Raw genomic sequence first — 15,049 nt, forward strand, 5'->3', positions numbered from 1 at the left:
GTTGCTCCGAGAGATCATGTGGCCGGAAGGCCGCGACAGCCTCCGGTGTGTGGTGCGTCCATTAGGACGACATCGAGGACGAGCGGGTTCACTCTTCCGTCGGAAAAAAACAGTCCTGCCATCAGAAAGTCGACTGACTGCTCATGGGTCTCACCAGTAGTACGGTTCTGGCTCTGGCCATCATCGCCGGTGTGCTGCTCTTCGCCGCCACGGTCTGGTTCTGGCCGAAGCTCTCGGGACGCACCTGGCGTTCGATCGTCGGCCGGATCGGGCTCCTGCTCGCGACGCAGCTGGCGCTGTTCTCGGCGGTCGGTCTCGCGGCCAACAAGTCGTTCCTCTTCTACGGTTCGTGGGCCGACCTGTTCGGCCAGGAGACGTCCGTCGGCAAGGTCGTCGACCACTCGATGAGCAGCAAGGACATCAAGGTCGTCGACAAGCAGAGCCTGGACGTGCCGGGTGGCGCCAAGCCTCAGGTGGGTGGTCAGATCCTGAAGATCTCCGTAACCGGGCAGAAGTCGAAGATAACGAGTCCCGGCTACGTGTGGCTCCCGCCGGAGTATTTCCAGCCGCAGCACAAGGACGCGAACTTCCCGGCGTCCATCGTGCTGACGGGCTACCCGGGCACGGCCGAGAACCTGATCAAAGGGCTCGACTACCCCATGAAGGCCTTCAGCCTGTCCAAGGCGGGCAAGATGAAGCCCATGATCCTGGTCATGCTGCGCCCGACGGTCGCGCCGCCGCGTGACACCGAGTGCGTGGACATACCCGGTGGCCCCCAGACGGAGACCTTCTTCGCCGAGGACCTGCCCCGCGCCGTCCAGGACACCTTCCGGGTCGGCAAGAAGGCCGAGAACATGGGCTTCATCGGGAACTCCACGGGCGGCTACTGCGCACTGAAGATCGCCGCGCACTACCCGCAAACCTTCGGCGCCGCCGCGGGCCTGTCCGCGTACTACGACGCGCCGAACGACCCGACCACCGGCGACCTGTTCCACGGGGACGACAAGCTGAAGAAGCGTGCGGACGTCCTGCACAGCATCGACCACAAGAAGCCGAGCGGCACGTCGTTCCTCGTCACCAGCAGCGAGGTGGGCGAGCCGAACCTCGGTGACACCAAGAAGTTCATCAAGCTGGTCAAGGGCCCGGACCGGGTCTCCTCGATCATCCTCGACAGCGGCGGCCACAACTTCAACACGTGGCGCCGCGAGATTCCGCCGATGCTGATGTGGATGAGCGGCCGGATCCAGGCCTGATCCGCCTGAACCCGAAACGGCGTGAAACGCCCTGACGCCCCGCCGGGCTACGCTTCCTGGAGCTGAGCCCGGCGCAGCGCCCGGTGCACGCCCTCCGGGGTGAGTACGCCGACCAGCGCGCCGGAGTCCGGGTCCGTGACCCCGATCCGGCCCGAGTCCTCCTGGAGCAGGGCCGCGAGCGCCTCGCGCAGCGATGCCCCCAGGACCACCGCCGCGGCCGGAGCCTTCCCGTCCGCCGCCGCCAGGTCGGCCGCCTCGACCGGGGTGACCGCGAGCCGCTTGAGCCCCCGGTCCGCGCCGACGAAGGAGGCCACGTACTCCGTGGCCGGCGCGCCGAGCACCGCCGCCGGGCGCGCGAACTGCTCGATGGTGCCCGCTCCGTAGACCGCGATGCGGTCGCCGAGCCGGACGGCCTCCTCCAGGTCGTGCGTGACCAGCAGGATCGTCTTGCGGACCGTCTTCTGCAGGGTCAGGAACTCGTTCTGGAGCCGTTCGCGGACCACCGGGTCCACCGCGCCGAACGGCTCGTCCATCAGCAGCACCGGCGGATCGGCGGCGAGCGCGCGGGCCACGCCGACGCGCTGGCGCTGCCCGCCCGACAGCTGGTCCGGGTACCGGCCCCCGTACACGGCCGGGTCCAGGCCCACCAGTTCGAGGAGTTCGGCGGCCCGTGCGCGGGCCTTGGCCTTCGGGGTGCCGAGCAGGTGCGGGACGGTCGCGGCGTTCTCCAGCACCGTCTTGTGCGGGAACAGCCCGACCTGCTGGATGACGTAGCCGATCCGGCGGCGCAGTTCGACGGGGTCGGCGGCCGCGATGTCCTCGCCGCCGAGCAGGATCCGGCCGGAGGTCGGCTCGATCAGCCGGTTGACCATCTTCATCGTGGTGGTCTTGCCGCAGCCGGACGGGCCCACCAGCGTGACCAGCTCGCCCTCCGCCACCTCGAAGGACAGGTCCTCGACCGCCGTCGTCCCGTCGGGGTACCGCTTGGTCACATGCTCGAATCGGATCACCGGACCATCCTTCCGTACGGCGGCGGCGATGTGGCGACGTGTTCGACAAGGGAGTGTTGCCGCACTGCGAAAGGTTCCGGCCATTGTCGGTGGCGGGGGTTATGGTCGCTCGTGGCCGCACTTTCGAAAGACGCGCGTTCGGTGACAGGGGGTGGGTGAGGAAATGGCAGGGCAGAACTGCCTGGTGGCGAACGACTGGCTCTGCTGGGAGTACGTCAGCTCCCGCTCCCAGGAGCTCACCGACGCCACCGTCGAGCACATCTGGATCACCGCCGTGTCGGTGCTCATCGGTCTCGCCGTGTCCGTGCCCCTCGCTCTGCTGGCCCGCCGCGGCCGCCGCTGGGCGGCGCCCGTGCTCGGCCTGACGACCTTGCTCTACACGATCCCCTCGCTCGCCATGTTCTCGCTGCTGCTGCCGTTCTTCGGGCTCTCGGCGGCGCTCGTCGTCACCGGCCTGGTGCTGTACTCGCTGACCATCCTGGTCCGCAATGTGCTGGCGGGGCTGGAAGCCGTCTCCGCGGACGTACGGGAAGCCGCGCGCGGGATGGGATACGGGCCGGCGCGGCTGCTGTGGCAGGTCGAACTGCCGCTGGCGCTGCCCGCGCTGCTCACCGGGGTGCGGATCGCCACCGTCTCGACCGTGGCGCTGACCACGGTCGGCTCCATCGTCGGCAAGGGCGGCCTGGGCAACTTGATCGCCCCCGCCGTGAACAGCTCCTTCAAGGCCCAGGTGCTCACCGCCTCGGTGCTGTGCGTGCTGCTCGCGCTGGTCGCCGACCTGCTGCTGCTCGGCGTACAGCGGCTGCTGACGCCGTGGACCCGCCTGCGGCGCGCCGCGGCTCCGGTGAAGGGGGCCTGAGGCCGTGGACGTGCTGGGAGGGGCCTGGGACTGGCTGGCGGACGGCGCCAACTGGTCGGGGGAGAGCGGCGTCTGGCACCGGCTCGGCGAGCACGTCTACGTCAGCGGGATCGCCCTGGCCATCGCCTGTGCGGTGGCCCTGCCGGTCGGCCTGTGGCTCGGCCACCTCGGCAAGGGCGGCGCCCTCGCGGTGAACGTGTCCAATGCCGGGCGGGCCGTCCCGGTCTTCGCGGTGCTGGCCCTGTTCATGGTCTCGCCGCTGCGCAGCGCGGGCTATCTGCCGACCATCGCCGCGCTGGTGCTGTTCGCCGTACCGCCGCTGCTGACCAACGCCTACGTGGGGATGCGCGAGGTGGACCGCGCGGTGGTCGAGGCCGCCCGGGGCATGGGCATGTCCGGCGGCCAGCTGTTCCTGCGGGTGGAACTGCCGCTCGCGCGCGGCCTGGTGATGACCGGCCTGCGCTCGGGCGCCGTCCAGGTCATCGCCACCGCCACGATCGCGGCGATGGTCGGCCAGGGCGGCCTTGGCCGGATCATCACCGCCGGCTTCAACACGTACAACACGGCGCAGGTCGTGGCGGGTGCGCTGCTGGTCGCCCTGCTGGCCCTGCTGGTGGAGGGGGCGCTGGTGGCGGCCGAGCGGCTGCTGCCGCGCCGTCCGGCGGCGGCGCGCTGATCCCTCGCCCCCCGCCCGCCTCTTGTCGCTTTTCCGGTCGTCTTCCTGAAGGAGCTTTGATGAGCAAGTCCACGCGCGTCCTCGGCGCGACCCTGGGCGCGGTGGCCCTGACCGTGTCGCTCGCCGCGTGCGGTGGTGACAGCCTGGAGAAGGCCAAGGACGGGGGCTCCGCCGCCGCGCCGTCCGCCGGTTCCGGCGGGGGCCCCAAGGGCAAACTGGTGATCGGCGCGGCCGGCTTCACCGAGTCCAACGTGCTGGCCGAGCTGTACGCGCAGGTCCTCAGGGACGCGGGGTACGGCACGTCGATCACCACGGTCAACAACCGGGAGCTGTACGAGCCGTCGCTGGAGAAGGGCGAGATCGACGTCGTCCCCGAGTACGCGGCCACGCTCGCCGAGTTCCTGAACGCCAAGGTGAACGGCGCCAACGCGCCGAAGGAGAAGCCCGTCGCGTCGAGCGACGCGGCGGCGACGGTGGCGGCCCTGGAGAAGCTCGCGGCGCCGCTCGGTCTGAAGGTGCTGCCGGCGGGCGGGGCGGTCGACCAGAACGCTTTCGCGGTGACCAGGGAATTCGCCGCGAAGAACCACCTGAAGTCCCTTTCCGATCTCGGCAGGTCGGGACTGAAGGTGAAGATCGCGGCCGGCGACGAATGCGCCGTGCGTCCCTTCTGCGCACCGGGGTTGGAGAAGACATACGGAATCTCTGTTTCCGGTATTGACCCCAAGGGCGTCGGCACCCCGCAGGCCAAGCAGGCCGTCAAGGACGGGGTGGACCAGCTCGTGCTGACCACCACCACCGACGCGACGCTGGACAGTTACGACCTGGTCCTGCTGGAGGACGACAAGAAGCTCCAGAACGCCGACAACGTCCTGCCGGTCGTCAACGCCAAGGACGCGGGCGCCCCGGAGGTCGCGGCCGCACTCGACAAGATCACCAAGGTGCTGACGACGGCCGACCTCGTCGAGCTGAACCGCAAGGTGGACGCCGAGCGCGCGAAGCCCGCGGACGTGGCGAAGGCCTATCTGGAGTCCAAGGGGCTGCTGAAGAAGTAAAGAAGCAGCCTCGCTTCGGAGCAGTTACACGTTTGATGGAGAAATGAGGGGTAACTGCCCGGCAAGAGATTGCCGGGCGGCTACCCCACTCCCCGCCCACGCCCTGTAAATTTCGGGCCATGCCCCGTGGACGCCACCGCAATCCCGAACCCCTGCACCGACTTCTCACGCCGACGGCCGTCGCCGGGGTTTCCGTCGCCAGTGCCGGCGCGGCCTGGCTGCTCGCGGAACCCGTGCCACTGCGCCTGCTCGTGGCCCTCGCGGCGGCCGTGGGCGTGGGCGGCGCCGTCCTCATGCGCTCCTGGGACCGGGCGGCGGGCCGCCGGGTGGCGGAGCTCGCGCGCGAGCGGGTCAAGGACGAGTGGAGGACGGACGAGCGGATAGCCGAGCTCGAATCCGACCTGGAGGAGGCGCGCGTCCTGCGCGCCAGGCTCGACGCCAAGCTGCGCGCCAAGCGGGTCGAACTCGCGGGCCTGCGGGGCGAGCACGCCGCGCTGCTGCGCCGGTACGCGACCGCCGAGACCGAGCGCGCCAGCGCCCTGGAGAAGCGCCGCCTGCTGGCCATCGAGGCCGCGGCGGCCCCGGCGGCGGCCGGGCCGAAGGAGCTTGCGGCGGTGTCGCAGGAGCGCACCAGCAGCGGAGCGCCCACCTCGGTCGGCTACGCCCGCGCCCACGAGGCGCTGGAGGCCCTCGCGCGCAGGGCGCAGGCCGGACCGAGGCAACTCGAGGCCGGACCCGGGCAGCAGGAGGCCGGGCCCAGGCAACTGGAGGCCGGTCCCGCCGCCGAGACGCATGCCCGAGCGGCCGTTGGACCGGCAGCCGCCGTCCCGGCCCGCCGGATGGCGGCCGCGGTGGCTCCGTACGCCGCCTCGCGGCGGTCCGCCTCGCGCGTCGAGGGCGGCTTCGACTTCTTCGGCACCAAGAACGCCGCGCAGGCCCGTGCGGCGATCGAGGCCGTACAGAACGAGGACCTGGCCGACGTGGTCGGCGCCGAGGTCCTCGCCGTGCACGAGGCGGAGTCCGTACGCGCCGAGGCCGGGCCGGCCACCCCCGAGCAGCCCGAGGCGGGCCAGGTCATCGACCTGACGGCCCATGACGAGACCGAGCCGATCGTCCTCGGCCACCTCCGCACGGCGATCTCGTAGCGCGGGAACGTCGGCCGACGCCGCCGGGCGGGACGCGTAGGCGTCAGCCCGCGTACGAGGTCAGCAGCCGGGCCAGGTGGCGGCCGGCCAGGAGGAGCGGCGTGCTGCTCTGGCTGACCTGGGACGTCATCTCGGCGCCCTCCAGGGTGGCGACGATCGTCACCGCCAGGTCGCGCGCCACCGGCTCGGGGTAGCCCGAGGCCAGGAGCTTCGCGGCCACCAGGTGCTGCCAGTTGGCGAAGGCCTGGGCGCAGGCCGCCTGGAGCTCCGGGAGGCGGCCGACCGTTTCGAGGGCCGTGGCCGTCACCGGGCAGCCGTCCCGCCAGTCCGATGCCTCCAGCGCCCGCGCGAGCAGGACGGTGACGGCCTCGACCGCCTCCGCCGGGTCCGGGTGCGCGTCGAGCCCGGCGCGGAGCATCTGTGCGAACTCCTCGTCGCCGAAGTGGATCGCGGCGACCGCGAGCTCCTGTTTGCCCCCCGGGAAGAAGTGGTAGAGCGAGCCGAGGGTGGCCTCCGCCTCGCGCACGAGCTGTTTGACCGGGGTGTTCTCGTACCCGCCGTGCTGCATGAGGCGGGAGGCGGTGCGGACCAGGCGGTCGCGCGTCCCCGGTTCTGTCTTCGTCGCTCCTGCTGCTGCCATGGGCGCGATCCTACCCCGAGTTCTGGATAGAGCGTTCGTTCTAGCGCCGTGCTACGGTCGTCCCGAGCGCTGGATAGAGCGTTCGTTCTAGTCCATTTCGTTGGGGGAGAACTCCGTCATGAACCAGGTTTCCATCAGCAATGTCACCGTCACCGTCGCCGGCCTCGGCCCCATGGGCCGGGCCATGGCCGCCGCCTACCTCGACGCCGGCTACCGGGTCACCGTCTGGAACCGCAGCCCCGGCAAGGACACCGACCTGGTGGCGCGCGGGGCGCGGCGGGCGGCGAGCATCGGCGAGGCCGTCGCCGCGAGCGGCCTGACCGTGTTCAGCCTCATCGACGTGGACGCCATGTACACGGCCCTCGGCGACACCGACCTGCGCGGCCGCACCCTGGCCAACCTGTCCTCGGACGTCCCGGACAAGGCCCGCAAGGCCGCGCGGTGGGCCGAGGAGCGCGGGGCCGCGTACCTCACCGGCGGGGTCAACGTGGATCCGCACGGCATCGGCAAGCGGGAGTCGTCGATCTTCATCAGCGGGCCCGAGGCGGTCTACCAGCAGCACCGGGCCGCCCTGGACGTGCTCGCCACGACCGACTACCGGGGGGCCGACTCCGGCCTCGCGCAGCTGTACTACCAACTGAACATGATCGCGTTCTGGACGGCGATGACCGGCTTCTACCAGGCCGTCGCCGTCGCCCGGGCCAACGGGCTCACGGCCGCCGACGTCCTGCCGTACGCGCAGTACACGGCCGACGGCATGAGCACCTTCTACGCCGGCGCCGCGCCGCGCATCGATGCCGGCCTGCACGACGGCACGTACGAGCGGCTCGCCATGTGCGCGGCGAGCGTCGAGCACGTCTTGCACACCGCCGCCGACTCGGGCGTGGACACCGGGATCCTGGCCGCCCACGCCGACCTGTACCGCCGCGGGGTCGACGCGGGCTTCGGCGCCGACAGCAGCTCCCGGCTGATCCAGCTGCTGGAGGCCGGGGCGTAGGGGCCCGGCCTCAGGGCTCAGGGGTACGCGACCACGAGGCCCACCGCCACGGTTTCCAGCAGCAGTTGTACGCCCAGCGCGCCCGACCGGACGCGCGGGGGCGTGGTCAGGGCCGCCACCATCGCCACCAGCGCCGCGCCGGTCAACACCAGGAAGGCGGTGCCCGGGAAGGGCGCGCACCCGCCCCGGACCAGGCACTCCGAGCCGGTCTCCGTGGTCAGGACCAGGATCTTCATGACGATGAGCGCCGGCACGAACAGGACGGCGGAGATCACCGCCCACATGCGGATCCGCACCGTCGGCTCGGACGGGGGCGCGGTGACGGCGAGGGGCTGTGCGTTCCAGGACATGCCGCCATCCTGTCCCGGGGCGCCGGTACGGGGATCCGTACGGGTACTCAGTTCCGTACGGGTCCCGTACCCATGGGCGCGCCCGCCGGCCTCAGAACAGCGGCAGCTGCCCCGGATGCGGCGCCAGGGCGAACCCGTCCAGCGTCGGAGCGGACGCGCCGAGCACCACCCGCGCCCGGGAGCCGGGGCAGGACACCAGGTCGCCGCGGCCCCGCCCGGCGGGAGGGTCGTGGCGGGCGATCCGGCCGGCCGTCACGGCGCAGTCGCGGCCGCAGGCGGGGCAGGCCCGCCGGGGGGAGTGGGACATGCCCCAAGTCTGCCCTGCCGCACGGACATCGGGGCGGTCAGCCCGCCTGGGAGGCCAGCCATGCCTCGTGGGCCCGGCAGACCTTCTCCCACAGCGCGGCCCGGTCCGCCGGGCCGAGGTCGTCGAGCTCCCGGCCGAAGGTGCCTGCGATGACCTCGTAGAACTCCTCGGACGTGGCCAGCTCCCGCTTGCTCGCCCCCTTCGCCGGATCGATCCGGGTCAGGACGCGTCCGCGCATCACGTCGATGCCGTGCGCGTCGCGGCGCAGCAGCGCCAGCGTCTGGACGAAGGGCGAGTCCTCGGCGGTGGACAGGCGCAGGTGCTCGTCCGCGAAGTCGTCCATCGAGGCGGGAGCGGACAGGAAGTTCATCACCGGGAAGGGGCCCCCGGCGGTGCGGTAGGTCCAGCCCTCTTCGGGGCCCGCCAGCGGCTCCAGGCTGTAGGAGAAGCCGTTCTGCTCGTAAGCGCCCTCGCGCAGCGGCAGGGGGTCGTGCGGTCCGTCGCCGAGCCCCGCGTCCACGAGGTACGCGGCCGCGTCGACCCGGACGGTCAGCGCGAGGTGGTTGCCGTTGACGCCGCGTGCGTCGGCCTCCTCGTACACGCCGCCGACGTGGCGGGTGACGTCGTAGCCGAGATGGTCGAGGAGCGCGGCGAAGCCCCCGTTGAGATGGAAGCAGTAGCCGCCCCGCCCGGCGGTGAAGCGCCCGGCCGAGAGCGCCGGGTCGATGCCGGGCGGCCGGCCGAGATGGATGTCGATGTTCTCGTACGGGATCCGCTCCAGGTGCGCCCGCTGGAGGGCGAAGAGCGCCTCGGTGGAGGGCGAGCCGGGCTCGGTGATGCCCAGCCGTCGCAGATAGCCGTCGAATATGCCAGAGGTCATACGGCCAGCCTAGGCGCCACGTGCCCCGGTTTCCCGGAAGGCAACGCCCAAGCGGCCTCCCCGGCAGGTCACTTGTCGATGTCGCCGACCACGAAGAACAGCGAGCCCAGGATCGCCACCATGTCCGCGACCAGCTGTCCGGGCAGCAGTACCGCCAGTGCCTGGATGTTGTTGTACGAGGCGCTGCGCAGCTTCAGCCGGTACGGGGTCTTCTCGCCCTTGGAGACGAGGTAGTAGCCGTTGATGCCGAGCGGGTTCTCGGTCCAGGCGTACGTGCTGCCCTCGGGCGCCTTCAGCACCTTCGGGAGGCGCTGGTTGACCGGCCCCGGCGGCAGCTCGGCCATCCGGTCCAGGCAGGCGTCGGCGAGGTCGAGGGCGTTGTGCGTCTGGCCGAGGAGCACCTCGAAGCGGGCCAGGCAGTCGCCTTCGGTGCGGGTGACCACCTCCAGGACGTCCTGGAGTTCGCCGTAGGCCAGGTACGGCTCGTCGCGGCGCAGGTCGAAGTCGACGCCCGAGGCGCGGGCGATCGGGCCGGAGACCCCGTACGCGTGCACCGCCTCGGCGGACAGGACGCCGACGCCGCGGGTGCGGCCGCGGAAGATCTCGTTGCCGTGGACGAGCTTGTCGTAGACGTCCATCCGGGTCCGGACGTCGGCGATGGTCGCGCGGGCCCGGCCGAGCCAGCCGGCCGGGAGGTCCTCCTTGAGGCCGCCGACGCGGTTGAACATGTAGTGGATCCGGCCGCCGGAGATCTCCTCCATGATCGCCTGGAGCTCCTCGCGCTCGCGGAACGCGTGGAAGATCGGGGTGATCCCGCCCAGTTCGAGGGGGTACGAGCCGAGGAACATCAGGTGGTTCAGCACCCGGTTCAGCTCGGCGAGCAGCGTCCGCATCCACACGGCCCGCTCGGGGACCTCCATGCCGAGCATCCGCTCGACGGCCATGACCACGCCCAGTTCGTTGGAGAACGCGGACAGCCAGTCGTGGCGGTTCGCGAGCATCACGATCTGGCGGTAGTCGCGCGCCTCGAAGAGTTTCTCGGCGCCGCGGTGCATGTAGCCGACCACCGGCTCGGCGCTGACGATCCGCTCGCCGTCCAGGACGAGCCGCAGGCGCAGCACACCGTGCGTGGAAGGGTGCTGCGGCCCGATGTTGAGCACCATGTCGGTGCTTTCCGCCGCTCCGCCGATGCCGACCGTGGTCTCCGTCATGGCCACAGTGTCTCAGCCCTACGCTGGACGCATGGAAACCGGGACAACGGGTGAGACGAGCCGGCCCGAGTGGGTGGGTCTGCCGAGCGGGCTCCTCACGCTCCGGCGGCTGCTGCTGGCGATCTGGACGGGCCTGTTCGCGGCGGTGACGGGGGTCCTGCTGGGCGTGTTCGCCGGAGCGGCGTGGGCTGCCCTCGGGGGGTTCTGGCTGGCCGTCCTGGCCTGGGGGTGGGTGATGCTCGGGCGGAACTGGCGGTCCTGGCGGTACGCCGAACGGGCCGACGACCTGCTGATCAGCCGCGGCGTGCTGTGGCGGGAGGAGACCGTCGTCCCGTACGGGCGGATGCAGTTGGTCGAGGTGAGCTCGGGGCCCCTGGAACGGCGCTTCGGGCTGGCCTCCGTACAGCTGCACACGGCCGCGGCGGCGACCGACGCCAAGATCCCGGGGCTGGTGCCGGCGGAGGCGGAGCGGCTGCGCGACCGGCTGACGGAGCTGGGCGAGGCAAGGTCGGCGGGCCTGTGAGCGAGCCCGTACCGGAACCTGCCGGTGACTCCGTCCTGGAGAGCCGGCTGCACCCCTTCACGCCGCTGCGCCGCGCGTGGGTGCCGATCTCCGCGACCGTCGGCGTGATCGTCCAGCAGGGCGAGAAGGTCGGGGCGTGGATAGCGGACCTGCCCGCGCTGCTCCGCCTGGCAGCGCTGGCCGGCATCGTCCTCGTGTTCGGCCTGTACGGATTCCTGAGCTGGTGGGTCACGCACTACGCGGTGACCGACACCGAGCTGCGCATCCGCAGCGGGCTGCTCTTCCGGCGCACCGTGCACATCCGGCTGGACCGCATCCAGGCGGTGGACGTCACCCGCCCGCTGCTGGCGCGGGTGGTGGGGGTCGCCAAGCTGCGCCTCGACGTCATCGGCACCGAAGCCAGGGACGAGCTGGCCTTCCTCGGCGAGCGGAAGGCCGTGGCCCTGCGCGCCGAGCTGCTGGCCCGCGCGGCCGGCTTCGCGCCGGCCGAGGCGGCGCGGCTCGGCGAGGCCCCCGAACGGGAACTGCTGCGCGTACGCCCCCGCGACCTCGCCGTGTCGTTGCTGCTCAGCCTCGGCGTCTGGGCGGCGCTGCTCGGCGGGCTGGTCGCGCCGGTGGTCGTGTGGTGGCTCAGCGAGAGCCTGTGGGCGGCCGTCGTGACCCTGCTGCCGATCCTCGGCGCCGTCTGGGCGGGCAGCGGGGGCCCTTTCCTCACCGAGTACGGCTGGACGGTCGCGGAGTCCCCCGACGGGCTGCGCCTGGACCACGGGCTGCTGGACCGGGCCCACGAGACGGTCCCGCCGGGGCGCGTCCAGACCGTACGGATCGTGGAGCCGCTGCTGTGGCGGCGGCGCGGCTGGGTCCGGGTGGAGCTGGCGGTGGCCGGCTCGAAGAACGAGGTCCTGGTCCCCGTGGCCACGCGCGCCGCCGCCCACGCCGTGATCACGCGCGTCCTGCCGGGCGTGGACCTGGCGGCCCTGTCCTTCAGCCCGTCCCCGAGCACGGGGTCGCGGTGGGTGGTGCCGGTGTGGTGGAAGGGGTACGGCCTGGCCGTCTCGGATGAGGTCTTCGCGGCCCGCCGCGGCCGCCTGTGCCGCCGTACGCAGATCGTCCCGCACGCGAAGGTGCAGAGCGTACGCCGTTCCCAGGGGCCTTGGGAGCGGGCCCGGGGGCTCGCCGACCTGCACGTGGACACCGGCGCGAACGGCACGGTCACGGCCCGCCTGCGCGCGGCGGACGAAGCCGCCGTCCTCCTGGACGCCCAGGCGGCCCGCTCCCGCACGTCCCGTGCGACGGCCCGCCCGGACCGGTGGATGACGTGACCGCGACCGACCGTACGGGTGGCTGAATGAGGCACACGAGGTAACTAAAAAGTTACGGTATGACATCAGGTGTCACTCCGGGTAGCGAGTGCGTCGACGGATCCTCGACCCGATCCGCGCTCGTCGACCCAAGGAACGGCCCTGATGAACCCGAACACTTCCCGACTCTTCCGCGCGGCACGTACGGCAGCCCCCGCCGTGGCCGCGCTCGCGCTGACGATGGCGTTCGCCGGCACGGCGCAGGCGGCCCCCTCGTACGTGACCCGGTCGAACAACACCGTGCAGTTCGCCGCAATGTCGGGAGAGCAGAACAACGTCACCTTCACCAGGAATACCCTCGGCCAGCTCGTCGTCACCGACACGGGCAGCGCGCTCTTCGCCGGCCCCGGCTGCGTCCAGGTGAGTCCCACGACCGTCAGGTGCGGAACGGGTGTGACCCGCATCCAGGCCTCGATGGGTGACCGGAACGACGTCGTCACCAACGACACCATGATCCCGAGCGACATCGACGGCGGATCGGGTCAGGACCGGATCATCGGCGGGCGCGGCAACGACCGGCTCACCGACCCCGACGGCTGGAACACCCCGACCATGGCCACCACCTTCGAGGGGCGCGAGGGCAACGACTCCATCATCAGCCGCAACGGAGGGTTCGACCGGATCGACTGCGGCGAGAACTCCTTCGACTTCGACGTGCTGATCGCCGACCCCGCCAACCTCGACGCCGTCGTCCTGAACACCTGCGAGTACGTCGACCGCTGAGTCCCGCGGGGGGCGGCGCGGCTACCCGGCCCCGCCGCCCCCCGCCCGGACCAGCCCCGTCTCGTACGCCAGGACGACCACCTGCACGCGGTCGCGCAGGCTCAGCTTCGTCAGGATCCGGCCCACGTGCGTCTTGACCGTGGCCTCCGACAGGACCAGCCGGGCCGCGATCTCGCCGTTCGACAGTCCCTGGGCCACCAGCAGCATGACCTCGCGCTCGCGCTCCGTCAGCCGCTCGACCTCCTTGTTCCGCGGCTCCGCCGACGTGGTCGGCAGCATCGGCGCGAAGCGGTCCAGCAGCCGGCGCGTCGTGGAGGGCGCGACCACCGCGTCCCCGCTGTGCACCGACCGGATCGCGGCCAGCAGCTCGCCCGGCGGCACGTCCTTGAGCATGAAGCCGCTCGCGCCCGCCTTCAGCCCCGAGAACGCGTACTCGTCCAGGTCGAAGGTGGTCAGGATGATCACCTTCGGATGCTCGTCCGGCTCACAGATCCGCCGCGTCGCCTCGACCCCGTCGAGCTTCGGCATCCGCACGTCCATCAGCACCACGTCCACCTTGGTGGCCCGCAGCACATCCAGGGCCTCCAGCCCGTTGCCCGCCTCGGCGACGACCTCCATGTCCGGCTGCGCGGCGAGCACCATCCGGAAGCCGGTGCGCAGCAGCACCTGGTCGTCGACGAGCATGACGCGAATGGATCGGTCCGGCGAGGGCGCATCAGGTGCAGTCATGCGCCCAGGGTACGCAGCCGCGACCCCCGCCCGGCCCGGCCGCCCCACGGGGTCTTCGGCCGCCATCGGTGCCACCTCTCCCTCAGCTCTTCCTGATCGGCAGCAGGGCGCTGATGCGGAAGCCGCCGCCGGGGCGGGGGCCCGCGTCGAGGGTGCCCCCGACCATGCCGATGCGTTCGCGCATGCCGATCAGGCCGTGGCCGGCGCCGTCGGCGCCGCCGTCCTCGTACAGTTCGTGCGCCGCGCCCCGTCCGTCGTCCTCGACCAGCAGGCCCAGCCCGTCGTCGAAGTAGACCAGCCGGACGCTCGCCTTCGCGTCCGGGCCGCCGTGCTTGCGCGTATTGGTCAGCGCCTCCTGCACGATCCGGTACGCCGTCAGCTCGACGCCGCTGGGGAGCTTGCGCGGGGTGCCCTCGACCTCGAAGTCCACGTCCAGGCCGGCCGCCCGTACCTGCTCGACCAGGAACTCGATCTGCTCCACGTCCGGCTGCGGCACGTAGTCCTCGGACTCCTGCGGTTCGCCGGTGCGCAGGACGCCCAGCAGCCTGCGCATCTCGGCGAGGGCCTGGCGGCCGGTGCCGGAGATGGTCTGGAGGGCTTCCTTGGCCTGTTCGGGCGCCGCGTCCATGACGTACGCGGCGCCGTCGGCCTGGACCACCATCACCGAGACGTTGTGGGCGACGACGTCGTGCAGCTCGCGGGCGATCCGGGCGCGCTCGGCGGCGACCGCCACCTTGGCCTGGGCCTCGCGCTCCTTCTCCAGCCGCTGGTTGCGCTCGACGAGCTGAGCGTAGTAGGCCCGGCGGGTGCGCAGCGAATCGCCCATCACCCAGGCGAGGGCGAAGGGGACGATCATGAAGAGGGTGAAGAAGACGTCCTCCCCGGCGCTGGACCCCTTGTCCACGCCGAAGCGCAGGAAGTACAGCGGGGAGGCGAGCAGCCCCGCGCCGAGGGCCACGCGCGAGACCCAGCGCGGGACGTCGCCCGCGGCGACCGTGAAGAGGATCACGAGCATGGCGAAGTCGCAGAACTGCGCTTCGGCACCGATGGCCAGCTGGTAGGCGCCCGCGGCCACGGTCAGCCAGAACATCGCCTGCGTCCACTTGCGGCGCAGGGCCACGACGGCGGTCAGCGCGAGCACCACGGGGACGGTGGCCAGCCGCATTGCGGTGCTGCCGTTCCCGGTCGAGGCGACATTCAGCAGCGAGAACCCACAGAAGAGGACAGCCCAGAAGCTGTCGACGCCCGTCGGGTGTCTGCGGATGAAGTCGTAGAGGCGCTGCACGTAACCCAGAGTAGGGAAGGGAAATAGGTGCTGGAGTCAACCACAGGT

Annotated in this window: 17 protein-coding genes; 9 read left to right on the top strand and 8 right to left on the bottom strand. The window is 71.5% G+C overall.

Features of this window, described 5'->3' with window-relative positions; all coding sequences use genetic code 11:
* The first annotated feature begins 143 nt into the window (after window positions 1-143).
* On the top strand, window positions 144-1,253 hold the full coding sequence (locus tag ACWDYJ_RS19160; protein WP_451566739.1) for an alpha/beta hydrolase: 1,110 nt from the start codon (window positions 144-146) through the stop codon (window positions 1,251-1,253).
* Between the two features lie 47 nt (window positions 1,254-1,300).
* On the opposite strand, the gene ACWDYJ_RS19165 is transcribed toward ACWDYJ_RS19160, so the two are convergent.
* Window positions 1,301-2,263 (bottom strand): ABC transporter ATP-binding protein, encoded by a 963-nt coding sequence (locus tag ACWDYJ_RS19165; protein ID WP_451566740.1) that lies wholly within the window; start codon window positions 2,261-2,263, stop codon window positions 1,301-1,303.
* 163 nt (window positions 2,264-2,426) lie between these two features.
* On the opposite strand from ACWDYJ_RS19165, the gene ACWDYJ_RS19170 reads away from it, so the two are divergent.
* The 4 genes from ACWDYJ_RS19170 (at window position 2,427) to ACWDYJ_RS19185 (ending at window position 5,995) form a co-directional block, all read left to right on the top strand.
* Complete coding sequence (locus ACWDYJ_RS19170) at window positions 2,427-3,122, top strand: ABC transporter permease (RefSeq protein WP_451566741.1); 696 nt, start codon at window positions 2,427-2,429, stop codon at window positions 3,120-3,122.
* Window positions 3,123-3,126: 4 nt separating this feature from the next.
* Window positions 3,127-3,798 carry an ABC transporter permease gene (locus ACWDYJ_RS19175; RefSeq protein ID WP_451566742.1) on the top strand — a complete coding sequence of 224 codons (672 nt, stop codon included), beginning with the start codon at window positions 3,127-3,129 and terminating at the stop codon, window positions 3,796-3,798.
* 59 nt (window positions 3,799-3,857) lie between these two features.
* Window positions 3,858-4,850, top strand: a complete 993-nt coding sequence (locus ACWDYJ_RS19180) for an ABC transporter substrate-binding protein (RefSeq protein WP_451566743.1) — start codon at window positions 3,858-3,860, stop codon at window positions 4,848-4,850.
* A gap of 119 nt (window positions 4,851-4,969) precedes the next feature.
* Window positions 4,970-5,995 (top strand): hypothetical protein, encoded by a 1,026-nt coding sequence (locus ACWDYJ_RS19185; RefSeq protein WP_451566744.1) that lies wholly within the window; start codon window positions 4,970-4,972, stop codon window positions 5,993-5,995.
* A 43-nt stretch (window positions 5,996-6,038) separates the two neighbouring features.
* Here the strand turns inward: ACWDYJ_RS19185 and ACWDYJ_RS19190 are convergent, their stop codons facing one another.
* Window positions 6,039-6,635, bottom strand: a complete 597-nt coding sequence (locus ACWDYJ_RS19190; protein WP_451566745.1) for a TetR/AcrR family transcriptional regulator — start codon at window positions 6,633-6,635, stop codon at window positions 6,039-6,041.
* Between the two features lie 118 nt (window positions 6,636-6,753).
* Here ACWDYJ_RS19190 and ACWDYJ_RS19195 point away from each other — a divergent pair, with 118 nt between their 5' ends.
* A complete protein-coding gene (locus ACWDYJ_RS19195; RefSeq protein WP_451566746.1) occupies window positions 6,754-7,632 on the top strand; it encodes an NAD(P)-dependent oxidoreductase in 879 nt (292 codons plus the stop codon).
* A gap of 17 nt (window positions 7,633-7,649) precedes the next feature.
* Here ACWDYJ_RS19195 and ACWDYJ_RS19200 read toward each other — a convergent pair whose 3' ends face one another.
* The 4 genes from ACWDYJ_RS19200 to ACWDYJ_RS19215 form a co-directional block, all read right to left on the bottom strand.
* Window positions 7,650-7,982 (bottom strand): hypothetical protein, encoded by a 333-nt coding sequence (locus ACWDYJ_RS19200; RefSeq protein WP_451566747.1) that lies wholly within the window; start codon window positions 7,980-7,982, stop codon window positions 7,650-7,652.
* A gap of 91 nt (window positions 7,983-8,073) precedes the next feature.
* Window positions 8,074-8,289, bottom strand: coding sequence for a hypothetical protein (locus ACWDYJ_RS19205; protein ID WP_451566748.1), 216 nt, complete (start codon window positions 8,287-8,289; stop codon window positions 8,074-8,076).
* A 37-nt stretch (window positions 8,290-8,326) separates the two neighbouring features.
* On the bottom strand, window positions 8,327-9,169 hold the full coding sequence (locus ACWDYJ_RS19210) for an arylamine N-acetyltransferase family protein (RefSeq protein ID WP_451566749.1): 843 nt from the start codon (window positions 9,167-9,169) through the stop codon (window positions 8,327-8,329).
* A gap of 68 nt (window positions 9,170-9,237) precedes the next feature.
* Window positions 9,238-10,380, bottom strand: a complete 1,143-nt coding sequence (locus tag ACWDYJ_RS19215; RefSeq protein ID WP_451566750.1) for an NADH-quinone oxidoreductase subunit D — start codon at window positions 10,378-10,380, stop codon at window positions 9,238-9,240.
* Between the two features lie 31 nt (window positions 10,381-10,411).
* Between ACWDYJ_RS19215 and ACWDYJ_RS19220 the strand changes: the two genes are divergently transcribed.
* From ACWDYJ_RS19220 to ACWDYJ_RS19230, 3 genes are all read left to right on the top strand, one after another.
* A complete protein-coding gene (locus ACWDYJ_RS19220; protein WP_451566751.1) occupies window positions 10,412-10,903 on the top strand; it encodes a PH domain-containing protein in 492 nt (163 codons plus the stop codon).
* A complete protein-coding gene (locus tag ACWDYJ_RS19225; protein WP_451566752.1) occupies window positions 10,900-12,225 on the top strand; it encodes a PH domain-containing protein in 1,326 nt (441 codons plus the stop codon). Before ACWDYJ_RS19220 ends, ACWDYJ_RS19225 begins: the two co-directional genes overlap by 4 nt.
* A 144-nt stretch (window positions 12,226-12,369) precedes the next feature.
* Window positions 12,370-12,987, top strand: coding sequence for a hypothetical protein (locus tag ACWDYJ_RS19230; protein ID WP_451566753.1), 618 nt, complete (start codon window positions 12,370-12,372; stop codon window positions 12,985-12,987).
* 21 nt (window positions 12,988-13,008) lie between these two features.
* Here the strand turns inward: ACWDYJ_RS19230 and ACWDYJ_RS19235 are convergent, their stop codons facing one another.
* Window positions 13,009-13,716: a response regulator gene (locus tag ACWDYJ_RS19235; RefSeq protein WP_451566754.1), complete on the bottom strand. Its 708-nt coding sequence runs from the start codon at window positions 13,714-13,716 to the stop codon at window positions 13,009-13,011.
* Window positions 13,717-13,798: 82 nt separating this feature from the next.
* Window positions 13,799-15,001, bottom strand: a complete 1,203-nt coding sequence (locus ACWDYJ_RS19240; protein ID WP_451566755.1) for a sensor histidine kinase — start codon at window positions 14,999-15,001, stop codon at window positions 13,799-13,801.
* Between the last annotated feature and the right edge of the window lie 48 nt (window positions 15,002-15,049).

The sequence above is a fragment of the Streptomyces sp. NPDC003042 genome (assembly GCF_053591315.1).

Coding starts and splice junctions, on each gene's coding strand:
- ACWDYJ_RS19185 (WP_451566744.1), top strand. CDS start 4,970: ATGCCCCGTGGACGCCACCGCAATCCCGAACCCCTGCACCGACTTCTC.
- ACWDYJ_RS19215 (WP_451566750.1), bottom strand. CDS start 10,380: ATGACGGAGACCACGGTCGGCATCGGCGGAGCGGCGGAAAGCACCGAC.
- ACWDYJ_RS19210 (WP_451566749.1), bottom strand. CDS start 9,169: ATGACCTCTGGCATATTCGACGGCTATCTGCGACGGCTGGGCATCACC.
- ACWDYJ_RS19200 (WP_451566747.1), bottom strand. CDS start 7,982: ATGTCCTGGAACGCACAGCCCCTCGCCGTCACCGCGCCCCCGTCCGAG.
- ACWDYJ_RS19170 (WP_451566741.1), top strand. CDS start 2,427: ATGGCAGGGCAGAACTGCCTGGTGGCGAACGACTGGCTCTGCTGGGAG.
- ACWDYJ_RS19230 (WP_451566753.1), top strand. CDS start 12,370: ATGAACCCGAACACTTCCCGACTCTTCCGCGCGGCACGTACGGCAGCC.
- ACWDYJ_RS19205 (WP_451566748.1), bottom strand. CDS start 8,289: ATGTCCCACTCCCCCCGGCGGGCCTGCCCCGCCTGCGGCCGCGACTGC.
- ACWDYJ_RS19235 (WP_451566754.1), bottom strand. CDS start 13,716: ATGACTGCACCTGATGCGCCCTCGCCGGACCGATCCATTCGCGTCATG.
- ACWDYJ_RS19190 (WP_451566745.1), bottom strand. CDS start 6,635: ATGGCAGCAGCAGGAGCGACGAAGACAGAACCGGGGACGCGCGACCGC.
- ACWDYJ_RS19195 (WP_451566746.1), top strand. CDS start 6,754: ATGAACCAGGTTTCCATCAGCAATGTCACCGTCACCGTCGCCGGCCTC.
- ACWDYJ_RS19220 (WP_451566751.1), top strand. CDS start 10,412: ATGGAAACCGGGACAACGGGTGAGACGAGCCGGCCCGAGTGGGTGGGT.
- ACWDYJ_RS19160 (WP_451566739.1), top strand. CDS start 144: ATGGGTCTCACCAGTAGTACGGTTCTGGCTCTGGCCATCATCGCCGGT.
- ACWDYJ_RS19180 (WP_451566743.1), top strand. CDS start 3,858: ATGAGCAAGTCCACGCGCGTCCTCGGCGCGACCCTGGGCGCGGTGGCC.